The organism is Dyella sp. 333MFSha, from assembly GCF_900102405.1.
Classification (GTDB): Bacteria; Pseudomonadota; Gammaproteobacteria; order Xanthomonadales; family Rhodanobacteraceae; genus Luteibacter; species Luteibacter mycovicinus.
This window is the reverse complement of record NZ_FNBR01000001.1, coordinates 1,306,741-1,333,401: the sequence shown is the minus strand read 5'-3', so window position 1 is coordinate 1,333,401 and position 26,661 is coordinate 1,306,741. Positions and strand designations below refer to the sequence as shown.

Annotated in this window: 25 protein-coding genes; 8 read left to right on the top strand and 17 right to left on the bottom strand. The window is 64.9% G+C overall.

The features are described from left to right. The 8 genes from BLT40_RS05780 to BLT40_RS05745 all read right to left on the bottom strand — a co-directional run bounded on the left by BLT40_RS05780 (position 1) and on the right by BLT40_RS05745 (position 9,150). Positions 1 to 1,782 carry a DUF885 domain-containing protein gene (locus BLT40_RS05780; RefSeq protein WP_090352154.1) on the bottom strand — a complete coding sequence of 594 codons (1,782 nt, stop codon included), beginning with the start codon at positions 1,780 to 1,782 and terminating at the stop codon, positions 1 to 3. Positions 1,783 to 1,877: 95 nt separating this feature from the next. Beyond that, positions 1,878 to 3,080: a M24 family metallopeptidase gene (locus tag BLT40_RS05775; RefSeq protein WP_090352143.1), complete on the bottom strand. Its 1,203-nt coding sequence runs from the start codon at positions 3,078 to 3,080 to the stop codon at positions 1,878 to 1,880. Continuing rightward, positions 3,077 to 4,672, bottom strand: coding sequence for an aldehyde dehydrogenase family protein (locus BLT40_RS05770; protein ID WP_090352140.1), 1,596 nt, complete (start codon positions 4,670 to 4,672; stop codon positions 3,077 to 3,079). Before BLT40_RS05770 ends, BLT40_RS05775 begins: the two co-directional genes overlap by 4 nt. A gap of 3 nt (positions 4,673 to 4,675) precedes the next feature. After that, on the bottom strand, positions 4,676 to 5,581 hold the full coding sequence (locus BLT40_RS05765; protein WP_036113440.1) for a dihydrodipicolinate synthase family protein: 906 nt from the start codon (positions 5,579 to 5,581) through the stop codon (positions 4,676 to 4,678). Further along, positions 5,578 to 6,876, bottom strand: coding sequence for an NAD(P)/FAD-dependent oxidoreductase (locus BLT40_RS05760; RefSeq protein WP_090352138.1), 1,299 nt, complete (start codon positions 6,874 to 6,876; stop codon positions 5,578 to 5,580). The genes BLT40_RS05765 and BLT40_RS05760 overlap by 4 nt, the downstream gene beginning before the upstream one ends. Continuing rightward, a complete protein-coding gene (locus BLT40_RS05755) occupies positions 6,873 to 7,118 on the bottom strand; it encodes a (2Fe-2S)-binding protein (RefSeq protein ID WP_090352136.1) in 246 nt (81 codons plus the stop codon). Before BLT40_RS05755 ends, BLT40_RS05760 begins: the two co-directional genes overlap by 4 nt. Continuing rightward, complete coding sequence (locus BLT40_RS05750; RefSeq protein ID WP_090352134.1) at positions 7,115 to 8,212, bottom strand: NAD(P)/FAD-dependent oxidoreductase; 1,098 nt, start codon at positions 8,210 to 8,212, stop codon at positions 7,115 to 7,117. The genes BLT40_RS05755 and BLT40_RS05750 overlap by 4 nt, the downstream gene beginning before the upstream one ends. Next, positions 8,209 to 9,150: a 4-hydroxyproline epimerase gene (locus BLT40_RS05745; RefSeq protein WP_090352132.1), complete on the bottom strand. Its 942-nt coding sequence runs from the start codon at positions 9,148 to 9,150 to the stop codon at positions 8,209 to 8,211. The genes BLT40_RS05750 and BLT40_RS05745 overlap by 4 nt, the downstream gene beginning before the upstream one ends. A 214-nt stretch (positions 9,151 to 9,364) precedes the next feature. Between BLT40_RS05745 and BLT40_RS05740 the strand changes: the two genes are divergently transcribed. Continuing rightward, positions 9,365 to 10,087: an AraC family transcriptional regulator gene (locus BLT40_RS05740; RefSeq protein ID WP_036113425.1), complete on the top strand. Its 723-nt coding sequence runs from the start codon at positions 9,365 to 9,367 to the stop codon at positions 10,085 to 10,087. Between the two features lie 36 nt (positions 10,088 to 10,123). Here BLT40_RS05740 and BLT40_RS05735 read toward each other — a convergent pair whose 3' ends face one another. Beyond that, complete coding sequence (locus BLT40_RS05735; protein ID WP_090352130.1) at positions 10,124 to 10,471, bottom strand: hypothetical protein; 348 nt, start codon at positions 10,469 to 10,471, stop codon at positions 10,124 to 10,126. Continuing rightward, a complete protein-coding gene (locus BLT40_RS05730; protein ID WP_090352128.1) occupies positions 10,468 to 11,100 on the bottom strand; it encodes a phosphatase PAP2 family protein in 633 nt (210 codons plus the stop codon). The genes BLT40_RS05735 and BLT40_RS05730 overlap by 4 nt, the downstream gene beginning before the upstream one ends. Positions 11,101 to 11,180: 80 nt before the next feature. Between BLT40_RS05730 and BLT40_RS05725 the strand changes: the two genes are divergently transcribed. The 4 genes from BLT40_RS05725 to BLT40_RS05710 all read left to right on the top strand — a co-directional run bounded on the left by BLT40_RS05725 (position 11,181) and on the right by BLT40_RS05710 (position 15,527). Then, positions 11,181 to 11,618: a low molecular weight protein-tyrosine-phosphatase gene (locus BLT40_RS05725; RefSeq protein ID WP_036113418.1), complete on the top strand. Its 438-nt coding sequence runs from the start codon at positions 11,181 to 11,183 to the stop codon at positions 11,616 to 11,618. 146 nt (positions 11,619 to 11,764) lie between these two features. Beyond that, a complete protein-coding gene (locus tag BLT40_RS05720; protein WP_176809112.1) occupies positions 11,765 to 12,451 on the top strand; it encodes a YjbF family lipoprotein in 687 nt (228 codons plus the stop codon). Then, complete coding sequence (locus tag BLT40_RS05715; protein ID WP_090352124.1) at positions 12,448 to 13,230, top strand: capsule biosynthesis GfcC family protein; 783 nt, start codon at positions 12,448 to 12,450, stop codon at positions 13,228 to 13,230. The genes BLT40_RS05720 and BLT40_RS05715 overlap by 4 nt, the downstream gene beginning before the upstream one ends. A gap of 95 nt (positions 13,231 to 13,325) precedes the next feature. After that, the gene (locus BLT40_RS05710) at positions 13,326 to 15,527 is read left to right on the top strand and encodes a YjbH domain-containing protein (RefSeq protein ID WP_343123891.1); all 2,202 of its coding nucleotides are present in this window, start codon (positions 13,326 to 13,328) and stop codon (positions 15,525 to 15,527) included. 79 nt (positions 15,528 to 15,606) lie between these two features. On the opposite strand, the gene BLT40_RS05705 is transcribed toward BLT40_RS05710, so the two are convergent. From BLT40_RS05705 to BLT40_RS20230, 3 genes are all read right to left on the bottom strand, one after another. Next, complete coding sequence (locus tag BLT40_RS05705) at positions 15,607 to 16,947, bottom strand: UDP-glucose dehydrogenase family protein (protein ID WP_090352121.1); 1,341 nt, start codon at positions 16,945 to 16,947, stop codon at positions 15,607 to 15,609. Between the two features lie 48 nt (positions 16,948 to 16,995). Then, positions 16,996 to 18,108 (bottom strand): polysaccharide biosynthesis/export family protein, encoded by a 1,113-nt coding sequence (locus BLT40_RS05700; RefSeq protein WP_036113405.1) that lies wholly within the window; start codon positions 18,106 to 18,108, stop codon positions 16,996 to 16,998. Positions 18,109 to 18,237: 129 nt separating this feature from the next. After that, on the bottom strand, positions 18,238 to 18,570 hold the full coding sequence (locus tag BLT40_RS20230; RefSeq protein ID WP_176809111.1) for a hypothetical protein: 333 nt from the start codon (positions 18,568 to 18,570) through the stop codon (positions 18,238 to 18,240). A 395-nt stretch (positions 18,571 to 18,965) separates the two neighbouring features. Here BLT40_RS20230 and BLT40_RS05690 point away from each other — a divergent pair, with 395 nt between their 5' ends. The 3 genes from BLT40_RS05690 to BLT40_RS05680 are packed head-to-tail and all read left to right on the top strand — an operon-like array spanning position 18,966 to position 22,608. Next, entirely contained in the window at positions 18,966 to 20,411 is a 1,446-nt protein-coding gene (locus BLT40_RS05690) for an undecaprenyl-phosphate glucose phosphotransferase (RefSeq protein WP_090352119.1), read from the top strand. A 35-nt stretch (positions 20,412 to 20,446) separates the two neighbouring features. Then, positions 20,447 to 21,427 carry a UDP-glucose 4-epimerase GalE gene (gene galE, locus BLT40_RS05685; RefSeq protein WP_079521898.1) on the top strand — a complete coding sequence of 327 codons (981 nt, stop codon included), beginning with the start codon at positions 20,447 to 20,449 and terminating at the stop codon, positions 21,425 to 21,427. Next, the gene (locus tag BLT40_RS05680; protein ID WP_090352117.1) at positions 21,427 to 22,608 is read left to right on the top strand and encodes an acyltransferase family protein; all 1,182 of its coding nucleotides are present in this window, start codon (positions 21,427 to 21,429) and stop codon (positions 22,606 to 22,608) included. The genes galE and BLT40_RS05680 overlap by 1 nt, the downstream gene beginning before the upstream one ends. Positions 22,609 to 22,610: 2 nt before the next feature. Here the strand turns inward: BLT40_RS05680 and BLT40_RS05675 are convergent, their stop codons facing one another. From BLT40_RS05675 to BLT40_RS05660, 4 genes are read right to left on the bottom strand one after another with little or no spacing between them, the layout of a single operon-like run. Beyond that, entirely contained in the window at positions 22,611 to 24,116 is a 1,506-nt protein-coding gene (locus BLT40_RS05675) for a right-handed parallel beta-helix repeat-containing protein (protein ID WP_090352115.1), read from the bottom strand. Positions 24,117 to 24,132: 16 nt separating this feature from the next. Continuing rightward, a complete protein-coding gene (locus tag BLT40_RS05670; protein ID WP_090352113.1) occupies positions 24,133 to 24,954 on the bottom strand; it encodes a glycosyltransferase in 822 nt (273 codons plus the stop codon). Then, positions 24,951 to 25,433, bottom strand: coding sequence for a serine O-acetyltransferase (locus BLT40_RS05665; RefSeq protein WP_052191233.1), 483 nt, complete (start codon positions 25,431 to 25,433; stop codon positions 24,951 to 24,953). Before BLT40_RS05665 ends, BLT40_RS05670 begins: the two co-directional genes overlap by 4 nt. Then, entirely contained in the window at positions 25,426 to 26,658 is a 1,233-nt protein-coding gene (locus tag BLT40_RS05660) for an O-antigen ligase family protein (protein ID WP_090352111.1), read from the bottom strand. Before BLT40_RS05660 ends, BLT40_RS05665 begins: the two co-directional genes overlap by 8 nt. Between the last annotated feature and the right edge of the window lie 3 nt (positions 26,659 to 26,661).

Genomic DNA, 26,661 nt, shown 5'->3' with positions numbered 1-26,661 from the left:
TCAGTGCGAGGTGGGCTTTGCGGCCTTCTGTGCGGCGATCCATGCATCGGTGCGCGCATCCAGCAGTTCCAGCGGCATGGCGCCGCCCGAGAGCATTTCATCGTGGAAGGCGCGGATGTCGAAGGCGGTGCCGAGGGCCTTCTCGGCCCGCTGACGAAGCTCCAGGAACTTGAGCTGGCCGAGCTTGTAACCGAGCGCCTGGCCCGGCCACGCGATGTAACGGTCGGTCTCGGCCTGCATGCTCGGCTCGTCCTCGGCCGGATGGGCGTGGAAGAAGTCGATCATCTGCTTGCGCGTCCAGTGCAGCGCATGCACGCCGCTGTCGAGCACGAGACGGTCGGCGCGCAGCAGATCGCCGCTCAGACGCCCGTAGTCGTTGTACGGGTCTTTGTAGAAGCCGGCCTCTTTGGCGAGGCGCTCCGCATAAAGTGCCCATCCTTCGATGTACGCGTTGTACCCGGCCTGCTGACGGAACGGCGGTAGCGGCAGGCTCTGCGCAATCGAGATCTGCAGATGATGGCCCGGTACGCCTTCGTGATACGCGGTGTCTTCGATGGTGTAGAGCGTGCGCTGGGCGAAGTCGCCCGTGTTGACGAAGACCACGCCGGGACGCTTGCCGTCGGGCGTACCCTGATGGTATTCGGCGCCGGCGGCGTCTTTCTCGCGGTAGGCCTCCACGGCCTGCACGTACAGGGCCGTGGTCGGCAGATGGCCGAAGAGTTTCGGCAGTCCGGGCTGCATACCGGCAATGTACTTGCGGTAGCCGTCGAGAATCTGCTCGCGCGAGGTGGCGTAGCGTTTCGGGTCCTTTGCGACGGCGGCGCGGAAGGCGGGCAGGTCGGCGTAGCCGAGCTGTTTCGCGATGGCGGTCATCTCGCCTTCGATCCGCTTTACCTCATCCAGACCGATCTGATGGATGCGCTTCGGGTCGAGGTCGGTGGTGGTCTGTGTGTGGATGGCATAGCGATACCTTGCGTCACCGTCGGGCAGGGACCAGATCCCTTCCTGCGTACGGCCGTGCGGGGCGTAGTCGTTGGCGACGAAGTCCGCCAGTCTGCGATACGCGGGGCGCACCTCGTTGTCCACAGTGGCGAGGATCGCCTGTTTCAGCCGCGCCTTGTCTTTCGCTGGCACGCTGTCCGGGATATGCGCGGCCGGCTGGCCGAAGACGTTGGCTTCGCCCGCCGGATCGGCGATCTGCCGCGCCTGCACGGCGACCTTTTCGAGCAGGTAACGCGGCTGCATGAGCCCATCGGCCATGCCTGCTCGCGATGCGGCGATCAGCTGGTCGACGATGCCTGGGATCGCCCTGAGGCGGGCGAGGTAGTCCTCATAGTGGCGTGTGCTGTCGAACGGGATGGTCGGAACGAAGCCGGGAAGCTGAAGCTGCACGCCACCGATCTGATCCAGCACCATCTCGTGATTCTTGAGGCGGATGGCTTCGAGGCGGTCTTTCAGCTCGCGCACGGCCATGGCCTGACTGAGGCGGCGCTGCTCGTCGAGCTGGGACACGTCCACGGCTTCGAACCGGCGCAGGAAATCGGCGGTGGCCTTGCCGTCGACAGCGACGTGAGCCAGCGAATAATCGGTCCAGCGGTCGTTATAGCGGTAATCGCCGATGGTCGTGGCGAGTTCCGGACTTTCCTTCAGCTGGTATTCCCAGCGCTCGGCGACGAGCGCGTCGAAGGCCCTGGCAGGCGCGTCGGCCGCTTGAGCGGAGGCGTATGGCGCGGCCAGCAGGCACGCGAGAACGAGGCCGCGGACGGCTGGAAAACGGGTCATGCGATTCCCCTCTGGAACGTATCACCCGATGCTCGCGCGAGCGTCACCGGGCGGCTAGAAGACATTGCCCGGTGACGATGCGGCATTGTGCACAATCAGGCAAACGGTTGCTCGATCGAAGGCGACGGCGCAGTGAACCATGCGCCACCGTCGTCGGTGACGCAGAAATGGTCCTCGAGGCGGATGCCGAACCGGCCGGGAACGACGATCATGGGTTCGTCGCTGCAGCAGTTCCCCGGTGCGAGAGGTGCCGTGTTGCCACGGACGAGGTACGGCGCCTCGTGGATGGCCATTCCGCAGCCGTGGCCCGTACGATGCGGCAGACCCGGCAGGCGATAGTCCGGCCCCAGACCGCCGGCCTCGATCACACGTCGCGCGGCGGCGTCGATGTCCGCACAAGGCACGCCGGGGCGCACTGCGTCGAAAGCCGCCTGTTGTGCCGCGCGTTCCAGGTTCCAGATGCGCGACTGCTCGGCGTCCGGTGTGCCGAAGACGTAGGTACGTGTGATGTCCGACTGGTAGCCGGCCACGCTGCAACCCGTGTCGATCAGGACGACCTGGTCTTTCTCGAGGTACTGCTCGCCCGGCACGCCATGGGGATACGACGTGGCCACACCGAACTGCACGATGCAGAACGTGGAACCGTTGTCCGCGCCCAGCGCGCGATGGGCGCCGTCGATAAAGCGCTTCACGTCACCGGCCGCGATGCCCTCGTGCAGCATGCCGGCGGCGAGCGCCTGCACTTTCAGCGTCATCGCGCAGGCTTGCTTCATCAGGGCGAGTTCCGTCGCCGACTTGCGTGCCCGGCACCCGTCGATCACCGGTGTCGCATCGACGATATCGCGGTTCCCCAGTGTGCGCGCGAGCCCCGTGAACACGTTGAACGGCGCCGCGGGGTCCAGGGCCAGCGTACTCGCGCCGCGTGAGGCCATGCAAGCGGCGACCAGCGCGCAGGGGTCCTCGTGCTCTTCCCAGAACGCCATCGTCATCGGATGGGCCAGTTCGGCGCGCAGCGAACCTTCCTCGAACGCGGGGCAGATCAATACCGGCTCGCCCCGTCGCGGAAGCAGCATCGCGACGAGCCGCTCGGTGGCCCCCCAGGGGATCCCGGTGAAATAACGCAGCGACGTGCCGGCCGTGACCAGCAGCGCACCTGCACCAGCGGCATCGAGCAGGCATTGCGCGCGCTCCAGGCGAGCAAGGTACTCGTCCCGGCCGATGCGTGGCGCAAGTTGCGTCCACGGTGTGCAGGCCTCGCGGGCCTGCTCCGGGGTCAGGTGTCCGATCTGCGTGCTCATGCGGCGTTACCCACGTCCGCATCGGTCCAGCGGCCGTCGATGCGTCGCTGCACGCCGCCAGGATTGCGGTCGCGCAGTTCCGGCGGAAGCAGGGCATCGGGCACGTTGTCGTAGCTGTGCAGCGCCGTGAAGCGGTGAATCGCCGACGGCATGCCCACGGCGGTGAAGCCGGCGTTGCTCGTCGAGGGGAACGGGCCACCGTGATTCATGGCGGGGCTGACCGCCACGCCGGTCGGCATGCGATTGGCGATGAGGCGACCGACGCGCTCGCGCAGATGCCGGGCGATGGATTGCCACGACGCATCGTCGCTGCCATCCGTCGCGCGGTACATCGTTCCGGTGAGGTTGCCCTCGAAGGCTCGCGCGATGGCGGCGAAGTCGTCATCGCCGTCGGCACGTACGAGCAGACTGACCGGACCGAAAGCCTCCGTCTGCAAAGCACCTTTATCGGCGACGAAGGCCGCGGCATCGACGCTGAGCAGGGTCGGCTGGAAACGGTAACCCGCTTCGTCGCCGGTGGCGCCGCCGGCGAGCACGGTGGCGCCCGCTTTCTTCAACGCGCCAACGGCGCGCATCAGGCCCTCCTGCACACCGCGCGAAAACAGGACGCGGGGCGTCGCCGCGGCGAACTGCGCCGTGGCGCTGGCGACGAACGCATCGCCATCCTCACCGGTGGGCACGATGACGATGCCGGGGTTGGTGCAGAACTGGCCGCTGCCCATCGTGCAGGACGTGAAGAAGGCCGTGGCGAGTGCTTCGGCATCCTCCGCAAGCGCACCCGGCAGCAGGAACACCGGGTTGACGCTGGACATCTCGGCGTAGATGGGGACACCCGCGCCATCGGCGGCGGACTTCAGCGCGAGGCCACCGGCGCGGCTGCCGGTGAAACCGATCGCACCCAGCCGCGCGTCGGAAGCGAGGGCCGCGCCGATCGCGTTATCGAAGTGATACAGCATCTGCACCGATGCGGCCGGCAGGCCCGAGGCCAGGACCGCCTCGTGCGCCAGCTCGGCGAGCCGTTGCGAGGTCGCCGGGTGCGACGGGTGCGCCTTGGCAATCACGGGATTGCGTGCCGCGATGGCCGAGGCGAAGTCGCTGCCCGCGATCGCGTTGAAGGCGAACGGAAAATTGTTCGGTCCGAACACCAGTACCGGCTTGCCCAGCGGTGCGCGATGCGCTCGCAGACCACTGGCCGTGTCGATGACCGGATCGCTCCAGCTGTGTTCACGCACCGCGCGTGCCGCCTGACGCAGCTGTCCGCTGGCACGCGGGAGTTCGACCGAGCGCAGTCGCGGCTCGGCGGGAAGGGCCGTTTCCGCGGCGGCCAGAGACACGAGCGTTTCGGCATCGGCGTCGATCGCCGCCGCGTAGCGCTCGAGGAAATCGGCGATGCGCTCGGGCGGCACGGCGGCCAGTTCACCGGCGACCGCCGTGGCGGCGGCGAGCGCCGCCTCCACGTCGTCCGCGCCGCTGACGGGAAACGCCGGCCCGATGGCTTCACCACGCGTGGGATCTTCCGCGTGGAACGAGCCGGTGGGCGCGTCGGCGGCGCGCCACTGGCCACCGAGCAGAACCTGCGGCTGCTTGGCCATGGATCAGACTCCCGGCCGGGTGGCGATCGCGTGGTCGATCACCTTCATCGCCGCGTCGCGCTCGGCGCCGGCCACCGGCAGGCGCGGCGCGCGCACGGTTTCGCTGCCCATGCCGACGCGCGACTGCACCAGCTTGATCAGCTGTACGAAGGTCGGCACGGTATCGAGGCGGAGAAGCGGGAGGAACCAGGCATACAGGGATTCGGCGGCCTTGGCACCGCCATCGCGGGCCAGCTCGAACAGCTTCACCGATTCGGCCGGATACGCATTGACCAGGCCGGCGATCCAGCCGACCGCACCCATGCTGACGCCTTCGACCAGCGCATCGTCCATGCCGACAAGCAGTTCGAGACGATCGCCGGCGAGCGCACGGATGGCGGCGAAGCGCCGCACATCGGCGGAAGATTCCTTGACGGCCTGCAGGTTGGGGAACTGACCTGCCAGCTCGGCGATCTGCGCCGGCGTGAAGTCGGTCTTGTACGCCACCGGGTTGTTGTACAGCATGCACGGGAGGTCGGTCGCGGCGATCACGGCCTTCACGTGCGCGCTCATCTCCCGCCAGTCCGTGGAGTAGACGTATGGCGGCAACACCATGAGGGCCGAACAACCGATGGCCCTGGCGTCTTGCGCCAGACGTACGGCTTCGTCGGTGGAGAGCGAGGCGATACCCGGGATGACGGGGGCGCGGCCGTCGAGCGCCTTGACCAGCGTCCGCAGGATGGCCGTCTTCTCGTCGTAGCTCAGCGTGGCGGCTTCGCCGAGCGAGCCCAGCGGCACGATGCCCTTGCAGCCGGCGTCGATCATCTGCAGCGCATGTTTGGCGAGGAACTCGTGGTCGACCTGGCCATCGGCCTTGAATGGCGTGGTGATGGCGGGAAGGACGCCGTGCCAGAAAGTTGCGTTGCTCATGCTTGGATGCCTCTCGATGCAGGAAGGGAACTGGGAAAATCCGGCTCGCCCAGGGTGGACAGGCGGGCAGGGAAAAAGGGCGGGCGCGCATCGGTGCGCGCACCCAGACCGAGCTCGGTCATGGCCGCGCCGCATACGCGACCCTGGCAGGCCCCCATGCCGCAGCGCGTGGCGAGCTTGGTGCTGCGAGGGTCGCCATGGGCGTGGACGGCACCGAAGGACACGTCTTCACAGCGACATATCAGGGTGTCGTCGCGGGCGAGCTCACGGACGCGCGGTGACAACGCGAAATGCTCGCGCAACAGGGTCGCGAAGGCCCGCGCGTTATCGCGTCGACGCAGGAGCGCATCGGGTATCGCGACGCCGGCAGCGGCGAGCCCGGCGATCCGGCCTTCGAGACGCGCGCAGTCGCGGCCACCGATACCGCAGCTCTCGCCCGCGGCGAACGTATCGTCGAGGCTGGTGCGCTGATGGGTATCGACATCGACCTGAGGATGAAGCGTGTCGGCGCGCGTCGCGCAGCCGATCTGGCGGGCGAGCGTCAGATCCGGGACAAGACCGAAGCCCACCGCGAGTACGTCGCAGTCGACGCGTTGCACATGCCCAGCGCGCTCGATCAGTGCGGCCGACACGGCGTGCTCGCCGACGGCCTCGGTCACGACGCTGCCGTGGCGGTAGTCGATACCGCGAAGCGACACCTGCAAGGCGGCGGCCTGTGCGAGCTTCGCCGGCCAGCGCCAGAGGCTGCGGGCGAAGCGGTGAAGCTCACCGGTCGACGCCTGCTCATGAATGCCGGTGACGATGGCGCCGTGCTTTCGTGCCGTCGCCGCGGCGGCAAGAAGCAGCGGTCCGCTACCGGCGATCAGTACGCGTCGTCCACGCAGGGCCCAGCCTTGCTTGACCAGGGCCTGCAAACCACCCGCCCCGACCACACCCGGCAGCGTCCAGCCCGGAAAAGGCATGAGTAATTCGCGTGCGCCCGTCGCGATGATCAGCGAACGGTACGGCAGCAGGTAACCGCGTCGCGGATCCTGCAGCAGAAGATGGCTGGCTTCCGTGGCGATGACCTGCGTCTCGGCCAGCCAGGTCACACCACGCGATGACAAGGCCTCACGGATGCTGCGATCGGCCATGGCGGGATAGCCGTGTCGTACGTCGTGACGCCATACCTGGCCGCCGGGCTTCGGCTGGCTGTCGATCAGCACGACGCGCCGCCCGTGTGTGGCTGCGGCGGCCGCCGCGGCTAGACCCGCGGGACCCGCACCGACGATGGCGATGTCGAAGGTGTCGCTCATTCGCTGTCTACCGTCATGCCATCGCGGACCGTGACCTGGCAGGCGCGCTGTTGCGCGACGCCGTCGATACGCACGCGGCATTCGAAACAGACACCCATGCCGCACACGGCGGCACGGTGTTGACCGCTGACGGAGCGGCGGAACGGCAGGTCGAGGCTGAGCAGGGCGGCGGCGACAGTGATGCTGGCCGGTACACGCCTGATGACGCCGTCCACGATGAGACGTGCTTCCCGCGCCGTCATGAGGCCACCCGTGCTGGATCGTAAGGCGCGGCGTCGATGGCCGTCGGTCGCCCGAGCAGCTGATCGATGAGCAAGCGTGCGCTGCCAAGCGACGTGGTGACGCCCAGCCCCTCATGACCGGCCGCGACCCAGGTGTCGGCCATGCCAGGTACGCGGCCCAGGTACGGTAAGCCGTCGGTACTGACGGGACGGAAGCCCGTCCACACGCGCAGCGCATCGAGCTCGCGCAACCATGGAAGGAACCGGAAGCTTCGCTGCAGCATCATCCGGACCATATCCATCGAGACGTCCGCATCCGCCGCGTCGTATTCGCGGGAGGAACCGATGAGGATCTGCCCGGTCGGGCGCGGCTGCACGTTGAACGCCACGCTTGCCGCATCGGCACCGTGAGCGCTGTCCGCATAGCCGAGTTCGAGCAACTGGTGATTGACTCGCTGCCCGTAGCGTTCGGTAATCACCAGGTGACCTTTCCGCGCGCGGATCGGCAGTCCTGGCAGCAGTCTCGGCAAGGCGCACCCGGTGGCGACAAGTACCGGACCGTGCAGCTTGCCGCCGTCCTGCAGTACGACACCACCCGGTTGCAGCCGGAACGCGTATTGCCGATGCAGCGTGGCTCCACGTTCGAGCGCGAGGTCGACCAGATGCCGCGCGACGGCCGGTGGATAGACCACCGCTTCCCGCGAAATCAGCAGCCCGCCGCGCAGGCCGGCGGCGAGCATCGGCTCGAGTTCGTACAGACCGGCGGCGTCAACGGCTTCGGCGACGACGCCCGCGTCGGTCAGGCGTGCCAGCTTGTCGGGAATGCGTGCCAGTTCATCGTCGTTACTGGCCACCCACAATGTGCCGCAGCGGCTGAACTCCGCGGCGGGCAGTTCGGCAAAGGCTTCCCACAGACCGAGCGAATATCGCGACAGTGCGAATTCCGCCGGATCGTCGTCCATGGCCACGAGGTGACCCATGGCGGCTGCGGTGGCGCCGCCCCCGACGGTGGCGGGCTCGACGATCGCGACCTTGAGGCCTTCGGCGGTGGCCTGCTCGGCGCAGGCGGCGCCGACGATGCCGGCACCGATGACGATCAGATCGTACGTGCTCACGCGGCGCCGATGCCCCAGGCCAGCGGGTCGGCCTCGTCGATCAGGATGGTGCCCTGCATGGTCACGTGCGCGCTGCCCGTGATACGCGGAAGAACGCCGCGCTCGCCGTGCTTGTAAGTCGCCTCGAACAGGCTGCCGAGGATGCCGGCCTGGCGCCACACCTGACCCGGATCGAGCTCGCCATCGGCGGCCAGGCACGCGACCTTGGCGCTGGTGCCTGTGCCGCAGGGCGAACGGTCGTAGGCCATGCCGGGGCAGAGGACGAAGTTGCGTCCGTCGCCGCCGCTCTCCTCGTCCGGCCCGTTCAGCTCGATATGGTCGATTTCTTCGTCGTTCGCGCCGGTGACGCCGTCACGTTCCAGACCGGCGCGGATCGCTTCCGTGTACGCGGTCAGCGCCCGCTGGTTGGACAGCGTGAGGGGCAGGGGAGACTGGCTCGTGATGAAAAACCAGTTGCCGCCCCAGGCGACATCGCCCGTGACCGGGCCATGGCCTTCGACGTCCACCGATACGTTACGGCGATACCGGTAGCTCTCGACGTTGTCGATCGACACGCGTCCGTCGTCCAGCAGCTCGATACCGACGACGCCGACCGGCGTCTCGAGACGATGCCGGCCGGGGGCGATGCGGCCGAGATGCTGCAGTGTGCGGATGAGGCCGATGGTGCCGTGGCCGCACATGCCGAGGTAGCCGACATTGTTGAAAAAGATCACCGCTGCGCATGCCGACGGGTCGGTCGGTTCCAGCAGCAGCGCGCCGACCATCGTGTCCGAGCCGCGCGGCTCGCACGCGATCGCCTGGCGCCAGGCGTCGTGCCGTTCGCGCATGAGCTGACGGCGACCGGCCAGTGGGCCGTCACCCAGATCGGGAAAGCCGGAGAGGACGACCCGGGTAGGTTCGCCGCCAGTGTGTGAGTCGATGAATTCGATGTGATGCATGGCTTCCATGCTCACCGGGGCGGCCTGTCTGCGTATAGAAAGCTTTACCGATGACGGATGCGGAATTTGGCATAACGCCCGATCCGCCGCCGGCGACGGGGTGGAAACGCCGCGAGGCTTGCAATTCCCGGTTCTATCGGCTTTATGATGCGTTGCGGCATCTTTTCATTGCCGTGACAGGTCGCCGTTGCCGCCCCGGAGGAGCCCCAGGCCCATGAAGATTTCCGCCGATGAGCTCGAACCGCTTTTCGACGCGTTGCCCGACGTCGTGTTCTTCGTCAAAGACACCGAAGGGCGGTACACGCATGCCAATCTGACCCTCGTGAGACGTCTGGGGCTGAAGCGTCGGGGCGACATCATCGGCCGGGGAGTCACGGAATTGTTTCCGGCGATGATGGGCGGGTCGTATGCGGCTCAGGACCGGCGCGTGCTGGCGGGCGAAGTCATCGAGAACCAGCTGGAGGTGCACATCTTCAGCAACCGCGCGCCGGGGTGGTGTCTCACCTGTAAGCGCCCGCTGGTGTCGTCGCGTGGCGACATCCGCGGGGTGATCGGCATCTCACGCGATCTCGGTCTGCCGGACGGCAAGCATCCTACTTACGAACGGTTGCGACGCGTTCTTGCGTACATGCAGGAGCACCACGGCGAGGGGGTGCGCATCCCCACCCTGGCTGAGCTGGCAGGGTTGTCGGTCGCGCAGCTCGAGCGGCACTTCCGCCGCGTCTTCCAGCTGACACCGCAGCAGGTGCTGACCAAGCTGCGTATCGAAGCGGCCATGCGTCTCCTTGGCGGTGACGATAACGTGGCGTCGATCGGCATGGCCTGCGGCTTCGTCGATCAGAGCGCGTTTGCGCGCCAGTTCAAGGCGACTGTCGGTATGACGCCAAGCGACTACCGTGCGATGCAGGCGGCCGTGGGAAGCGCAACGCAACGTTGACGTGGGCATGGGCGCGCGTTTCCCCGTCGATACGCGTCATGGCGTCGACGTGGGGGTGGCGTCGGGGTGCGCATCCAGCCAGTCCAGTACGAAGGCCTCGAGCGTGACGCGCGGTGGCGGAAGGAGCTCCGCCTCACGCGTGAACTCCATCGCGGCCTTCAGGAAGGCCTGCTTCGCTCGCGCCGTCGCCTGCCGGGCCGCCGCCTGCCTTTGCCGCAGCTGGACGATGTGTGCCGAGGGCTGTCCCGGCCTGGCGAACTTCTGGTACCGCCGCAGTTCGTCGGCGGCCAGGGCGGTGTCACCGGCCGACTGAATCATGGCGGCTCGCGCCTCCACCAGCCGGGGCAGCCAGAGGCTGTTCTGAAAGGGCCTGGGTGCGGTCATGGAGAGTCCAGGCGAATACGGCGGACGAAAACGTCGCTGTGGCCGCTGAGCCAGAGCGCGACGTCCTTGAGGACATGTTGAGAGGGAAACACGCGGCCATAGCACAGTACGAAGATGGCCACCGCGCCCAACGCGAGGATGAGGATGCGCCGCCGTGCGTCGGAGCGCGAATCGTGGAGGGTCGGTTCAACGCCGCGTACGAACCAGGCCATGACGGCGGTTCCCAGCAGCGCGCCCAGCCAGACTTCCGAGGGACTGTGTACCTTCAGTACCAGTCGGGAGACGGCCACGCCTGCCCCGATCAGGCAACCCGCGGCGATCGCCGCGCGTCGTATGCGGATGTTGCCGTCCCGCGCGAGCAGGGCGCCCAGCGAGGGCCATACCAGTATCGCCAGCGTCGTATGACCGCTGAAGCCGGTGTAGTTGAGTCCGGGCGGTCCGATTCCCCAGGCCATGAACAGCAGCTTGGAGAGGCAGACGATGCCGCCCGCCATCGCGACGGCGAAGCCCCAGCGCCGGACATCCCGCCACTGGGGTGCCGGCACCAGCAGGCAGATACCGGTCCATGCAATCAGGGGAAGCAGTAGTGCGCTGTCGCCGAAACTGGTGATGGCTTGCCACAGGGTCATGCCATGCACTCGTGTGTCGCTATCATGTCGGTTGCGCTCATCGCTTATGTCTGTCTACGACCCGGAGTATCGCAGCACCTATGTTCGAACGGATACTGATTGTCTGTGTCGGCAACATCTGCCGCAGTCCCACCGCGGAATACCTGCTACGGCATCGCCTCGGTGGCGATCATCGCGCCCAGGTGAGCAGCGCCGGCCTCGGCGCACTCGTTGGCCACGCGATGGATGCGACCTCGCTGGAGTTGTTGCGTGAACACGGCGTGGATGGTGCGGCTCATCGCGCCCGTCAGGCCGATAACGCACTGCTGCGCCAATCCGATCTGATCCTTGCCATGGAGAAGCGACACATCGCGGAAATCGGTCGGATGGCGCCTGAGGTAAGCGGGAAGGTCTTTCTGCTGGATCGCTGGGGCGCGGGAGCCGACATTCCCGACCCCTACCGCCAACAACGCCCGGCCTTCGAACATGTATACAAACTGATCGATGGTGCCGTCAGCGGATGGTTGAAGTACTTATAGGCGCGCGTCGTGACGTCAGTCAGTTTTCAGTCCGCATCGGTCATGTAGTGTTCGTAGGGTAGATCCACTGTCAGTGTTGTCCTCGCATCGCCCCGTTCGCCATGACGCCGGGGCTCGACATTTACTTAACGGACCCATCACTGATTTTGGCTTGGCCTGAGACACAACGCGCCCGCGTCGCGCTAAGTTTTCTGTTCCCCGGTGGGTTCGCACTGGTGCTGGCGTTGCTCGCCGGTTGCTCGACGGTGTCGCTTGGCAGTGTCGAGAGTGTGCGTCTCGCGTTTCAGGGAGACAAAGTGGATGCCACCCCCGAGTCGGTGGCGGCCTCGCCGTATTTTCAGTTGCAGGCGAATTCTCCCGCCGGCCAGGCGATTCTGATCCTGGCGAAGACGGAGCAGGGCGAGCTCGGCTGGTACGGCGGCAACCACAATATCGTGTTCACGCGAGACGGCGTGATCGCCCGTACCGTCGGCCTTCCACAGAACCTGGATGCGTCGGCCTTCCCGGGCGAAAACCCCTTTCATCAGGGCCTGCAGCGGCTCAGCGGGCCAGTCAGCTATTCCCGTCGGATGGACTGGTCGCCGGATTACCGGTATGGCGTCATCCTTCGGGCGCAGCTCGAGCCGAAAGGGCTGGAAGATGTCGAAATCCTGGGCAAGGTGCATCGTCTGAGACGTGTGGACGAGTCGCTGACCGCGCAGGGTGTGCACTTCGACAATCGTTACTGGGTCGACCCGGCGGACGGTTTCATCTGGAAGAGCCGCCAGTACGTGGCCCCGGATTACCCGCTGGAGCTGATCCAGCTGCGACCGTATCGCGAGCCCGCCGCGTGAGGGGCATCGCACTGTTTTCGCTGCTCGTGGCCATGGCCGGGCCGTCGTTCGCGCAGACCGGTGTGACCGTGACCGTCGACGGCGCCGTGGCCCGACCGGGTTCGGACGTCTATCCGGCTGGAGCCCGCCTGTCGGCCCCGGCACTGGCGGCAGGCGTGTCTCCGGATGCCTATCTGCTCGGCGCCGCGTGGCTTCAGCCCGCCCTGCAGCGCGATCAGCTGCGCCTGCGCGCAGGTCTGGAGTATGAGCTGGGTGCCATCCGTCGTCAGGCCATGGCGAAGGGGCAGGAGGATCTGTCGATAGGCGCGGCCGCTTTCCAGCGCTGGTTCGCCAGTTTGCCGGTGACGGGTCGCCGGACCCTGTCCGCTCTGGATCCGTTCCGCCTCGAGGTCACGCCGGCCGACAACTGGCCGGTGCATGACGGCGATCGCCTTTTCTACCCAACGCGTCCGCGGGACATCCGCGTGGTCGGCGCGGTGAATGAACCCTGCCGCTTGCCCCAGGTCGGCTTCCGTGACGCCCGCGACTACCTGAAGGATTGTCCCGTTTCAAAAGCTGCCGATCCCAATATGATTTTCGTCGTGCAGCCCGACGGCGCGGTATTTCAGCAGAACATCGCCTTGTGGAATCGCGATGCGCCACGGGTACTGGCGCCGGGGGCCTGGATCTACGTGCCATTCGATAACAAGGCCATCGCCGGCGCCGCCGACGATGACTTCAACCATGACATTGCCGCGTTTCTCGCCACGCAGTTGTTGAACGACGAGGGCGCGCGCTAATGCGGGCGCCTCGACGTCGACGGCGCGTCACGCGGCGGGTCGCGCTGCATAGCTGCTGCGCCGGCCTTGCCCTCTGGGCGGGCGGAGCGACGTGCGTGCTCGCGCAGGAAACCTATACGCAGAGCGACTTCGGCGGCGTGGGCCTTCTGCAGTCGCCCACGGCACGCATGGCGCAGGAAGGCGAGTTCAGCTTCGTCCTGAGCCGTACGACGCCCTATACGAATTACAACGTATCCATGCAGCCGCTACCCTGGCTGGAAGGGTCGTTCCGCTATACCAACGTAAGTAACCGGCCGTATGGACCGGCTTACCTCAGCGGTAGCCAGACGTACAAGGACAAGTCGATCGACGCCAAGATCCGCCTGTGGGAGGAAAGCCGCTGGCTTCCCGCCGTGGCGGTCGGCGCGCGCGACATCGGCGGTACCGGCCTGTTCTCGAGCGAATACATCGTCACCAGCAAGCGGGCAGGGCCATTCGATTTCAGCCTGGGTCTGGCCTGGGGCTACATCGGCAACCGCGGCGATATCGCCAACCCGCTGAATATCATCAGCGACAAGTTCAGCACGCGGCCGAGCAGCGGTTCCGGTGCGACGGGTGCGCTGAGCATCAACAAGTTCCTGCGTGGACGCCCGGGGTTTTTCGGAGGCGTCGAGTACCGATCGCCGTGGGACTGGCTGATCCTCAAGGCCGAACTCGATGGCAACGACTACAAACATCAGCCGCAGAGCAACAATCAGCCGCAACGGTGGCCGATCAATCTGGGCGCCGTATTCCGGGTCAACCGCAATGTCGACCTGACGCTCGGCTACGAGCGCGGCAAGGTGGCGACCGCGGCTATCAACCTGCACAGCAATCTGGCGACGCATGTCGATCCGCCCAAACTGAACGATCCGAAGCCGGAGGCCGTGGCGTTCGAGAGCACACGCGTGGCGGCTCCTCCGGAAGCGACTGGTGACAGGGCGATGAGGGGAACGGCCGATTCGGCATCTCCGGAAGCGACGCCGCCACCCTCGGGAGCCGTGTCACCGGGCGCTGAAGGCGGGGGCAACCTTACGGCGGACTCGTCGGCTCGTTCGCGACGTCCCCCCGATCAGGTCGACTGGCGCGAAGTGGCCAGGACCCTCAACGACAACGCAGGCATCAACGTCAGCAGCATCGGTCGTCGCGGCTCGGAGCTGGTCATTCATGGCCAGCAGGATCGCTTTTTCTATAACGCCGAGGGCGTCGGCCGCGCGACGCGCATCATCGATAACCGCGTCGACGGCAGCATCGACTGGCTGACAGTAAGGTCCGAACGCAATGGCCTGGCCACGGTGGACACCAGCGTCCATCGTCCTAAGTTCATCGAGCTGCTGGACAACCGGATCGACCTGCAGACGTTCCGTCGCAGCGTGGAGCAGGACCCGGTGACCGCGCAGGAAGAGGAGGTGCTCTACCGGGCGCCGCTCAAGCGCTTCTCCGGCGGCACCTCGCTCGGCTATCAGCAGAACCTCGGTGGTCCCGACGCTTTCGTTCTGTACCAGATCTACGGCGCCGCGTCGGGCACGTTCAACATCACGCGCAATCTGTGGGTGGACGGGGTGCTGGCGGTCAACATCGCCAACAACTACGACAAGTTCAAGTACGACGCGCCCAGCAATCTGCCACGGGTCCGCACCAATGTCCGGCAGTATCTGACCAGCTCGGATATCACCATGCCGAACTTCCAGGTCACGGGCACGCACAAGCTGGGCGAGGACCTTTACGGCCTGGCATACGCGGGCATGCTCGAAAGCATGTACGGCGGCGCCGGTGGCGAAGTCTTGTACCGTCCGTTCGGTCAGCACTGGGCCTTCGGAGCGGACCTCAACTGGGTCAAGTCACGCGGTTTCGATCAGGATTTCTCCTTCCGCCGCTACCACGTGATTACGGGACAGGCGACCGGGTACCTCGATACCGGATTCCACAACGTGACGCTCGCCGTGAGCGTGGGCCGTTACCTTGCCGGCGACTGGGGTACGACGGTCGACGTGTCACGCCAGTTCGCCAATGGGGCACGCATGGGCGCGTACGCCACGATCACCAACAAGTCGGGCAGCGCGGGCTACGGCGAAGGCAGCTTCGACAAGGGCATCTATGTGTCCATTCCGTTCGACATGCTGCTGCCGCGGTCGTCGCGCAACCGGGCCACGTTGCTGTGGGAGCCCTTGCAGCGCGATGGCGGAGCGCGTCTCAACAAGCGCTACACGCTTTACACGATGACCAACGATCTGGACAGCGATCTGTTCGACAAGAACCTCAACAAGATCGGCGACTGACCGGTCTTCCAGCTGCAAAAAAAGCCGCGCCCCTTTCAGGGCGCGGCTTTCTTATGTCACTGAAGCCTGCTTCAGCGCTTTAGCGTTGCAGCGAACGCCCGCGGCCGATGCCGTAATAAGCGATACCCGCTTCTTCGACCGTCACCGGGTCGTAGAGATTGCGCCCATCGAAGATCGCCGGCGTCTTCAGTGCCGCCTTGATCCGTGCGAAGTCCGGACTACGGAAGGCTTTCCACTCGGTGACCAGTGCCAGCACATCGGCCCCATTGAGCGCGTTGTATGCGCTGTCGCACAGCACGAGATCGTCGCCGCGATCGCCGTAGATACGCGTGGTTTCCTCCCTGGCCTCAGGGTCGAAGGCGCGGACTTTTGCGCCCGCTTCCCACAGGGCCTCGATCAGGCGGCGGCTCGGCGCTTCGCGCATGTCATCGGTATTGGGTTTGAACGCCAGACCCCACAAGGCGACGGTCTTGCCTTTGACGTCACCGTCGAAGTGACGCTGGATCTGCGCGAACAGCCGGGTTTTCTGGTCGGCATTCACCGCTTCGACCATGCTGAGCAGGCGCGCGTCGTAACCGTGACCGCGAGCGATCCGCTCCAGTGCCTGTACATCCTTGGGGAAGCAGGAGCCGCCATAACCGGCACCGGGATAGATGAAGTGGTAGCCGATACGCGGATCCGCGCCGATGCCCTGGCGGACCAGTTCGACGTCGGCACCGACACGCTCGGCGATGTTCGCGATTTCGTTCATGAAGCTGATCTTGGTCGCGAGCATCGCGTTGGCCGCGTACTTGGTCAGCTCCGCGGAGCGCTCATCCATAACGACCATGCGGTCATGGTTGCGGTTGAACGGCGCGTACAGCTTGCGCAGGCGCGCCACGGCGCGCTCGCTGGACGAGCCGACCACGATGCGGTCCGGGCGCAGGCAGTCTTCGACCGCATCGCCTTCCTTCAGGAACTCCGGGTTGGAGACCACGTCGAAGTCGCCCTTCGCACCGCGCTCTGCGAGGACTTCGGCGATCGTAGTCCTCACGCGGTCAGCCGTACCTACCGGTACGGTGGATTTGTTCACGACCACCGCGTAGCCATCGATATGCTTGCCGATGGTGCGGGCAACGCTCAGGACGTACTTCATATCGGCGCTGCCATCTTCATCGGGTGGCGTACCCACCGCGATGAAAATCAGCTCGCCGTGCGCGATAGCGGGTTCCGGATCGGTCGTGAAATCGAGCTGCCCGGACGCATAGTTACGCTTGACGATCGGCTCGAGGCCGGGCTCGTAGATCGGAATGACGCCGTTGCGAAGCCCTTCCACCTTGGCCTCGTCGACATCCACGCACACCACGTGATTGCCCATTTCCGCAAGGCAAGCACCGGTGACCAGTCCCACGTAACCGGTGCCGAAAATAGTGACCTTCATCGATGTCGCCTGTTTAGCTCGTAAAAGTGAAGCGGAACGCGATCAGAGCTAGAGCTGGCTGTCGCGATCCAGGTTGTATTGCGTCGTGGCGGCATTGCTGATCAGGCCCGAGAGCGGCAGCAGCTGGCTGATGAAGCGGTTCCAGCGCGTAATTCCAGCGGGTCCGACGAAAATGACGTCGCCCGGTTTGACTGAGAACTGCGACGCGACGGCGAAGGACGCCGGAGAGGTGTTGTCCAGCTGAAAAATCGTTGCCGGCGCCTTCTCCATGTCTTCGACGCCACGGATGACATAGACCGACTTGCCGTTCGCGCTGGTCTGGCTGAGACCGCCCGTACGGCCCAGGGCCTGGGTGAGGGTGAGATCGCTGGTCTTGAAGGAAATCGCCTGCGGCCTTAGCACTTCACCGATAACGTATGCCTCGTGCCGGTCGTTGTAAGGCAGGTAAACGCTGTCACCGCCTTTCAGATAGATGTCCTTGCCGCCGTCGCGCGAGCGCGACAGTGCGTCCAGATCGATGTGGTATTCCCGGTTATCACGCCGGAGCACGACATCCGACAGGTCGGCCAGCTGGGCATTGACGCCTGCCGTCCCGACCGCCTGAGCGAGCGTGAGCGGCGTCACGGTGATGTTCTGTGGATCGGTCCTGACGAAGGCCCCGCCCAGCGTGACCCGCTGGCTGGCATAGCTGATGATGCTGATGTCGACCTGGGGCTTCTCGATGTACTTCGTCAGGCGGTCCGTGATGGCCTGGCGAAGCTCTTCCACCGTCATGCCACCGGCGTTGATCAAGCCGACATAGGGATAAAAGAGCGTGCCGTCGGGCCGCACGAGTCGTCCATTGGCACCGGTCTGCTGCTGTGAACCGGCGGGGGAGGTGAGTTCCGGGTGCTCCCAGATCGTGATGTACAGCGAATCTCCCGGACCGATGCGATAGGGATCCGGCTGGTAGGAGATGAGACTGGGGTCGACGCCCCGCCCGGTGGCGGTGGCGCGATCCATCGCGATCAGCTTGGGCGTGATCGGAACGAGCTGGTAGCGGCTTCCGGTCGCGCTTTCCTTGTCGTTCAACTCACCGGTCTTCATGTGCTGGCCGGGTGCCAGGACGCATGCATTCAATAGCAGGCACCCGGCCAGACCGAGAATCGGCAGGAACTTCATCGTGTACGGGATCCTTCAGTCGGAGCGCCAGGCGGCGATTGCTTAACGCCCCACTTAAACCGATCGAGCATTAATGGCTCGGGAACGTGAATGGACATTTAGACGTCCAGAACCTGAGTCGATGCCCGCTCAGCGCGTGCCTCCCGTGCCGCCGGTGCCTCCGGTTCCACCCGTGCCACCCGTACCGCCGGTGCCACCCGTACCGTCATTTCCGGTGCCGCTGGTGTTGTTGGCCGTTGCTCCGGTAGCAGCCGCCATCGCTGCGGTGCCGGGTCCGACACGGGCCGGTGCGAGCGACCCCTTCGATGCCTGACGTGCCTGGTTCGGATTGGCCACGCGGGGCTGTTGGCCGTTGTTTTGCGGGTTCTCAGGCGTGCCGGGCTGGGTTGTGACACGTTGACTCTGAGCCCAGATCGGAGCCGCAACGGCAAGAATCGCGCAAGCAAAAAGCAGACGTCTCATGGTCGTCATCTCCAGTGGGTGAATCGATGCGTACACGCGTTGCAGACATTCATGAACGCGGTTTATTCGCGCAAACGCGGGATCCATTCACCGCCATATCGATGTTAAGTGCAAGGCAATCAGCTGAACGACAGAATGGGGCGATTCTTTTTGTGACGCGAGCCGCAAATTAGGATATGTTGGATTGCCGCCAATTTTCTGGCGGTGCAGCATGAGTTGTCGAAAGACTCACACTGAGAAGTGTTGAATGACGGATTCCGGCGGAATGCCGGAGTCCATCTGAAACGTGTTGGGCCGTTGGGCGTCCCCGGACAGGACAACCCGGTTCCACAGGGGGCACGTACCTGGGCAGTCCGTTAATCACGGCATTGTCGCGTCGGAAGAAGGTACCTGTCATGCAACTGACCAAATTCAATGCGTTAGTGGATCTAGAGCTCCGTGCGAGCGATCCTATCTGCGCAGTATCGGCCGGTTTCCTGGCCTACTACGTCCGATTCGACACGGTAGCGATGAACAGCGTCTATTCAGTGGCGCTCGTTATACTGTTGTTGTCGACGCTCAGCGCGTCGGCCGCATTCCGTGTTTATGATCAGCCCATCGGTGAACGTCCCGTCGGGCAATATTGCCGCATCGCAGCATCGTGGTCTGTCGCCTTTGCTGCGCTCATCGCGCTCGGCTATCTGCTCAAAGTCAGCGATTTGTATTCGCGTGGCTGGGTGTCGCTGACGTTTATCCTGGGCCTGTCATTCATGGCGCTGGTGCGAGTCGTCGCCCATCGCGCCACGCACCGCCTTCGCGAGCGCGGCGTGGGCATCAGTCGGTGCCTGTTGATCGGTGCGACCGATTCCGGACTGCACATGATCGATCAGGTCGAGTCCAGCCCGGCACTCGGCATGAAGATCACCGCGTATGTCCGCACCAGTTACGACAACGGCGTGCCAGATGGCGTGCCGCTGGCGGGTACGTTGCTCGACCTGGACAAAGTGCTGGCGTCGGGCGAGTGGGACCAGGTTCTCGTCGCGCTGCCGGTCAGCGCCAACCGCGCGATCAGCTACGTGCTTGATCGTATGGACCAGCACGTCATGACGGTGAAGTTCGTGCCGGACATGCTGGGTCGCCAGCTGATCAACCATCGCATGGAGGACGTGGCGGGCGTGCCGCTCGTTACGTTGCGTGAGAGCCCGCTGTTGGGCAACGCCTGGTTGCTCAAGGACATCGAGGATCGCCTGATCGCCGGCGCGATTCTGCTGATGATCTCGCCGCTGATGGTCGCGCTTGCGATCGGCGTCAAGCTGTCCAGTCCCGGTCCCGTCCTGTATCGCCAGCGTCGTGTTGGCCTGGACGGCAAAGAGTTCGAAATGCTGAAGTTCCGCTCGATGCCTGTGGACATGGAGAAGAACAAGGCCGTGCAGTGGGGCAATGCGTCGGCCAAGACGGTCACCCGCTTCGGCCGCTTCATTCGCGGCACCAGCCTGGACGAGCTCCCGCAGTTCCTCAACGTGCTCCGCGGCGACATGTCCATCGTGGGTCCGCGCCCCGAGCGTCCGATGTTCGTCGAGAAGTTCAAGGGCGAGATCGCGGGCTACATGCACAAGCACATGGTCAAGGCCGGCATCACCGGCTGGGCGCAGATCAACGGCTGGCGTGGCGACACCGATCTGGTCAAGCGCATCGAGCACGACCTTTATTACATCAACCACTGGTCGGTCGCGTTCGATCTTCGCATCATCTTCCTCACGATCTTCAAGGGGTTTGTGCATAGCGAGGGCGGCAGCGCCTCCCCGTCACCCGGAAACGCGGCGCTGCCGACACCCTCGGCCGCGGTCGAAGAGTCGCGCTGAGCCAGCACTCCATCCACGAAAACCGGGAATATCGCTTGAAGCTTCTGATCTGTGGCGGTGCGGGCTATGTGGGCTCGCATATGGTGCGTTACCTCCTGGCCAACCAGCATGAGGTGGTGGTCTACGACAATCTGTCGACAGGCCACCGTCAGGCGGTCCCCAGGGGCGTGACGTTCGCCCATGGCGATATCGGCGATGCGGCGCGGCTGGCTCGCGTCTTCGCGACGCATCGTTTCGATGCGGTGATCCACTTCTGCGCGCGGTCGCTGGTGGGCGAGTCGGTGGTCGATCCGTACGCCTACTACCGGAACAACGTGGCCAATACGCTGGTCCTTCTTTCCGCCATGAACGAGGCGGGTGTCCAGCGGTTGGTGTTCTCGTCGACGGCGGCGGTATTCGGCAATCCCCACGCGGAGCACATCGACGAGGGTCACTCCACGGCGCCGATCAATCCGTACGGCCAGAGCAAGCTGATGATCGAGCACGTGCTCGAGGATGCGGCCCGCGCGTACGGACTGAGGTCGGTCGCGTTGCGCTATTTCAACGCGGCCGGTGCGGATCCCGACGGTTCCATCGGCGAGGCGCACGATCCCGAGACCCATCTGATTCCCAACGTCCTGAAGGCGGTGCTGGGGCAGGGCGCGGCGCTGAAGGTGTTCGGCGACGACTACGACACCCGCGACGGGACCTGCGTCCGTGACTACGTTCACGTCAACGACCTGGCGTCGGCTCACTTGCTCGCCATCGACTACCTTGCCACCCATGAAGGCGCATTCCGCTTCAACCTGGGCAATGGCGAAGGCTTCAGCGTACGGGAGGTCATCGCCGCGGCCGAGCGCGTAACCGGCAAGCCGGTGCCGCACGAGATCGCGCCACGTCGCGCCGGCGATCCGGCGACCCTGGTCGCATCCAGTGAACTGGCGCGGCTCGAGCTAGGGTGGGAGCCACGCATTACGCGCCTCGACGACATCCTCGCCAGCGCGTGGCGCTGGCATCTCGACCCCGGCTTCGGCTGATGCAGGCGCGGCCCAGGGTACAGCTCGATTTCATCGATGCCCTGCGTGGTGTCGCCATTATCGGTGTGCTGCTGAGCCATGCGCAGCGCAATGTCGAGATGTACCAGGCCATGGGGCACCAGGCGAGCATGTCGGGATGGCTGAGTCGCTATGCCGCCCAGGGCGCGCGTGGAGTGCAGCTGTTCTTCGTGGTCAGCGCGCTCACGTTGTTCCTGTCCGCCGGTAAGCGTGGCGGCGAGCCGCATGAGTGGCTGAACTTCTACATCCGCCGTTTTTTCCGTATCGCACCGATGTTTTACATCGCGTTCGGCGTTTACTGTCTGGCACCGGTGGTCATGAAAGGTCAGGCGCTGCCGCCGCCGGGAACGCTGCTGGGTACGCTCGGCTTCATTAACGGATGGAACCCCGCGTGGCTGCTGGGCGCGAACGATGTGGTCCCCGGCGGCTGGTCGATCGGCGTGGAGATGTCGTTCTACATCGTCTTCCCGTTGGTCTTCCTTGCGCTTCGCGATTTCCCCAAAGCCTTCGCCGCGCTTTGCGTCATCCTGTTGATCGATGTCCTGACCTGGCCCGCGCTCGTCGCCCATCCGCCGATCGCCGACGGCGATCTCTGGGAACGCTTTGTCTTTGTCTGGCTGCCTAACCAGCTGCCGATCTTCCTGTGCGGCATCTGCGCGTACTTCATCCTGTTCGGGCAGACCGGCGCACTGACGCGCTTCTTCCACGAGGGTGACCGGCGTGCGAATGCGGCGCTGTTCGCGCTGGGCGTCCTGACCCTGCTGGTCGTTCCGCAGCTGACCGACGATCCGCGGGCCCTCTTTCTGTACGGCCTGGCTTTCGGCCTGATCACGCTGTGCCTCTATCGTCAGCCTTATCGCTGGCTGGTGACCGTGCCGATGAGGCATATAGGGAAGATCAGCTTCAGCGGTTACCTGGTGCATTTCTTCATGCTGCAGGTGGCCCGCAAGCTGCTGGCGAGGGTGCATGCCGGCGATCACCTGAGTCCGGACATGTATTTCGGCGCCACGGTCGTCGTCGCTCTGGCGGGGACGGTGGTGCTCGCCACCATCACCTATCACCTCGTGGAGGTGCCGGGTCAGGCGCTCGGAAAGCGCCTGATTCAGCGGCTGGCGGCCCGCCGCGCACCCGCGCCGGACCGGACCACCATACAGCGGACCTGAACCTAGGCGGTCAGCTTGCCGATCAGCTCCAGCGCGTTGGGTACCGGCTTGCCGTTGGCAAAGCAGGCCTTGACCAGCGCGTTGACCTGAGCGAGCGAGGGCCGGTGCTCCCGGAAGCGCGCGAGCATACCCGTGTCGGCACGCGCGGTGCGGAGCTGGCTGGCCGACGCCGTGACATCCCTGTCCGCAAAGACGGCGTTGTCGCCGAGCTTCGTCTGGGTGGCTTTGCTCATGTCGATGCCCGGGGCTTGCGGCGACACCACGATGTTGTCGTGGATCGCCGTGTCGTCGGGCACCCCTTTCCAGCTGGTCGCCTTGAAGACGGTAACTTCGGCGCCGGCGATCGGCTTTTCGGGAATGATGATGATGTTGTTGTAGATCTGGCTGCCCGCCACGGGGCCCGAGATCCTCAGCGACGCGCTGTCGGTCTTGCGCAGGGCATCGTTGATGCTGACGTTGAAACGCACGATCGTACCGGTGTTGCCGACGTCGGACGCGTTGCGGCCATCGTTGCAGACCAGCGCCATGCCACCGATATTGTCGTGGCTGTAGTTGTACTGGATCACCGTACCGCGGCAGTTGAAGTCCGCGTCATACGCCTGGCCGTCGGCATACGCCTTATGGTCGCTGACTTCGTTGTACTGGATCAGCGTGTTGTCGCTGTCGAACGGCCAGATGCCCGCGGCCGCTTCACCACGGGGAAGGGCGCCACACCGACTCACCGTGTTGCGCTCTACCAGCGCGCCGTCGCAGCCTTTCACCAGAATGCAGTCGCCGGGGACGCCGCTGATGCGGTTACCGCGCACCACCACACTCGTGGCCAGCCCGGCCTTGCGGCTGCCGGCGCCGAGGAACAGGATGCCGTCCCGTGCCGTGCGCTCGATCGTGTTGTCGGTGATGGACAGGTCCTGGTAGCGCGTGGGCTTGTCTTTCGTCTTTGCCTGGACGAGGATCGCGCTGCCACCGCCGTCCTTCTTGACCGGCGTGCCGTTCACATCGTGGATGTGCAGACCTTGCAGGACGATGCCGTGGGCGATGCCGAAGTCCTCGTGATAGAGGTGCACCGCCGTGCGCCGCGGTGCCATCTGCGGTCCCTTGTTCGAAATCTCCAGATTGCGCACTGTCCAGTACTCGACGTTCTGGAGGCGCAAGGTCGACGGGGCGCCACCGTCCGCATGCAGATGCGGCAGCGCTCCATCGCCATAGGCATCGACGACCACGGGCGCGTTCGCACTACCGGAGCCCTTCGGCAGAAACGCTCCCGGGTAGTCACTTCCACGCCTGAACAGGATGCGGTCGCCCGGCCCGAAGCGGGTTTTGTTCAGTCGGTCGAGGCTACGCCAGGCCTGCGTGGCGCTGCTCCCGTCGTGTCCGTCGTTACCCCCGCCGCCATCCACGTAGTACGTTTTTCCGGTGCCCGCGCCAGCGGCGCGAAGCGAGGTCAGGGGCAGAACGGCGATCGCGCCGGCCGCCCATACGGACTGACGAAGAAAACTGCGACGGTGCATGGTGACGTCTCCGGTATCAGCGACGCTCGCTCAGCGAGTAGCGGTACACGCCGCCATGCTTTTTCAGCATGTAGGCGAAGCCGGCGAGGTGCTTGATGGTGAGGCGGGAGAACTTGCGTGTTCGACGCTTGTAGTCGTGCACGACGGAGATCTTCCGGCTGTAGTAGTTGCGCAGGCCCAGCTTGCGGGTGCGCACGCAGAACTCGGCGTCTTCCGGACCGAAGAAGATCCGGTCGTCATAACCCATCAGCAAGGCGGCGACCTTCTTGGTGAACGTCTGGTTGGCGCCGAGGACGTAGTCGACTTCGAGCGGATCGTTGCTGTCGTCGAAGGTGGTGTCCACCATGAGGTGGCGGTCCAGTTCGCGCTGCACGAAGCCGAGCTTACGGGTGGCCGCGATACGCGCCGCGATGGGCTGATAGAAACGCGGGAAGCGGCGGGTGGAGTCCTGCCGGGTGCGGTCCACATTCAGCAGTTCGAAACCGACCACGCCCGCATCGGGATGCGACTGGAAGAATTCGTCGACGATGGTGCCAGGATCGCTGGTCAGGAAGATCGTGTCGTTATCCAGCGTCATGCAGTACTTGCCGCGCGCGAGGAACAGGCCCCGGTTACGTGCGGGGCCGACGCCGTAATTGCTGTCGAGCGGAAAATAACGGATCTGGGGCAGCGTGGCCACGAATTCGGCGCTGCGATCGCGTGAGCCGTTGTCCACGACGATCACTTCGTCGCGGCTGAAATCCACCTTGTCCATCAGGGAGTGGAGGCAGCGCTCCAGGTTCCCGAGTTCGTTCCAGGTGATGATGATGATCGACAGGCGCACATCGGCCTCGCTCATGACGGTGCTCCAACGTTGGGCGGGGTGAAGGACGATGGGGTGATGACCGCGTTGGCCTTCACCACGTAGTTATCGGGGATGACCACGGGCCCGAAGATGCAGGCCCCCGTGCCGATGGTCACGTTGTTGCCGATGGTGGGCGTACCGTCGCCGGGGAAACGGTTGCCAAGGCACACGCGCGCGTAGATCGTGCAGTTGGACCCGATCGTGCTCTTGCCGTTGATGATGATGCCGAACGCGTGGTAGATCACCAGCCCCGGACCGATCGTCGCGGTGGTCGGCACATAGCACTTGAACATGAATTCCGCGATCTTCTCGAAGACGCGGAACGGCGTGTGCAACACCGTGCCCCGGGTGCCGGAGATCAGGCGATAGGTCAGGATCACCCAGAACGACTGGTCGAGCATCCACCAGACCAGGCCACGGTAGCCGGGCAGCGACTTCAGGCGGCGTACGTCGGCGCGAAAATCATCAAGCATGGTTCGGATCCGGAGCGGGCAGGGTGTCGCGATGCTTCAGTACGTTGGCGCGGATCTTCATCCGCTCCTTCGCTTCCTCACGCAGGCGAATCTTGCGCAGGTCGTGGCGGGCGTAGAACATGCCGACGAAAAACCAGAAGTAGGCCTCGTAACCGCTGAACTCGATGAAGGCCAGCATCAGGTAGCACAGCAGGAAGAACTTGATGTTGCGCTGCTGGCCCTCCGTACGCGTGAACAGGATCTGTGCCGCCATCAGCAGGAAGAGCAGCAACGACTGCACGCCGCCTTCCAGAAGGAACTGGAGATAGATGTTGTGAACGTTGTTCTCGACGAAGGTGAGCCCGGACAGCTGCTCCATCACCGGCACGCCGTTGCCGACGCCGTAACCGAGAATGTTCTGGTGCAGGGCGGTGCCCGCGGTGGTCCACAGCGCCAGGCGGCCGACGTTCTTGTGCGCGAGCTGGGTCTCGGCGTTGAGGTTGAAGCGGTCCAGCACGGGGATGTCGATCACCGACGACAGCACCAGGCCGACGAGCAGCACGCCCATCGCGATGCCGAAGAAGTTGAAGAAGTAATAGTGGCGGGATTTGCGTGCACGCCAGCAGGCGATGCCGATCGACACGGCGGCACCCACCAGCCCCGCTCGCGACAACATCATGCCGCTGGTCAGCAGCGCGATGCCAGCCGCGATCGGATACACACGGGTGCCAAGCAACAGAATCGAAAGCAGGGCGAGCAGGCTCGCTTCGATGTTGCGGCCACCGGTCGACATGTACAGGATGCTCGACGCGCCCTCGGTACGCGCATACACCGCGCCAAGGCTGCCGGCGTAGACCAGATCGCGAAGGATGACGAAGGTCAGGCAGCAGCCCAGCATCCAGATGAAGATCTTACGCAGCTCGATATCCTGCAGCTTGCGCCCGAAGACCACGCCGAGGAAATACGACGCCGCCACGAACAGGATCAGCGTGGAACGGACGCCGCCGCCATAGGTCGCGGAGGCGGCGATAGCCGTCGCCGTCATGGTGGCGATAAACGCCGTGGCCGGGTTGAGCTTGAGGTAGCGTGCCGCCGGGATGTACAGCACCGGCATGAGCAGCAACAGGAGGTGGTAGACGTTGACGTGCGATTTGCTGGTGGTGCTGTGCCCCAGCGGGATCTGCACGAACAGCATCGCCAGCAATACGATGGCGGCGCCGCGCGTCTTGTTGATCGCCAATGCCATGCC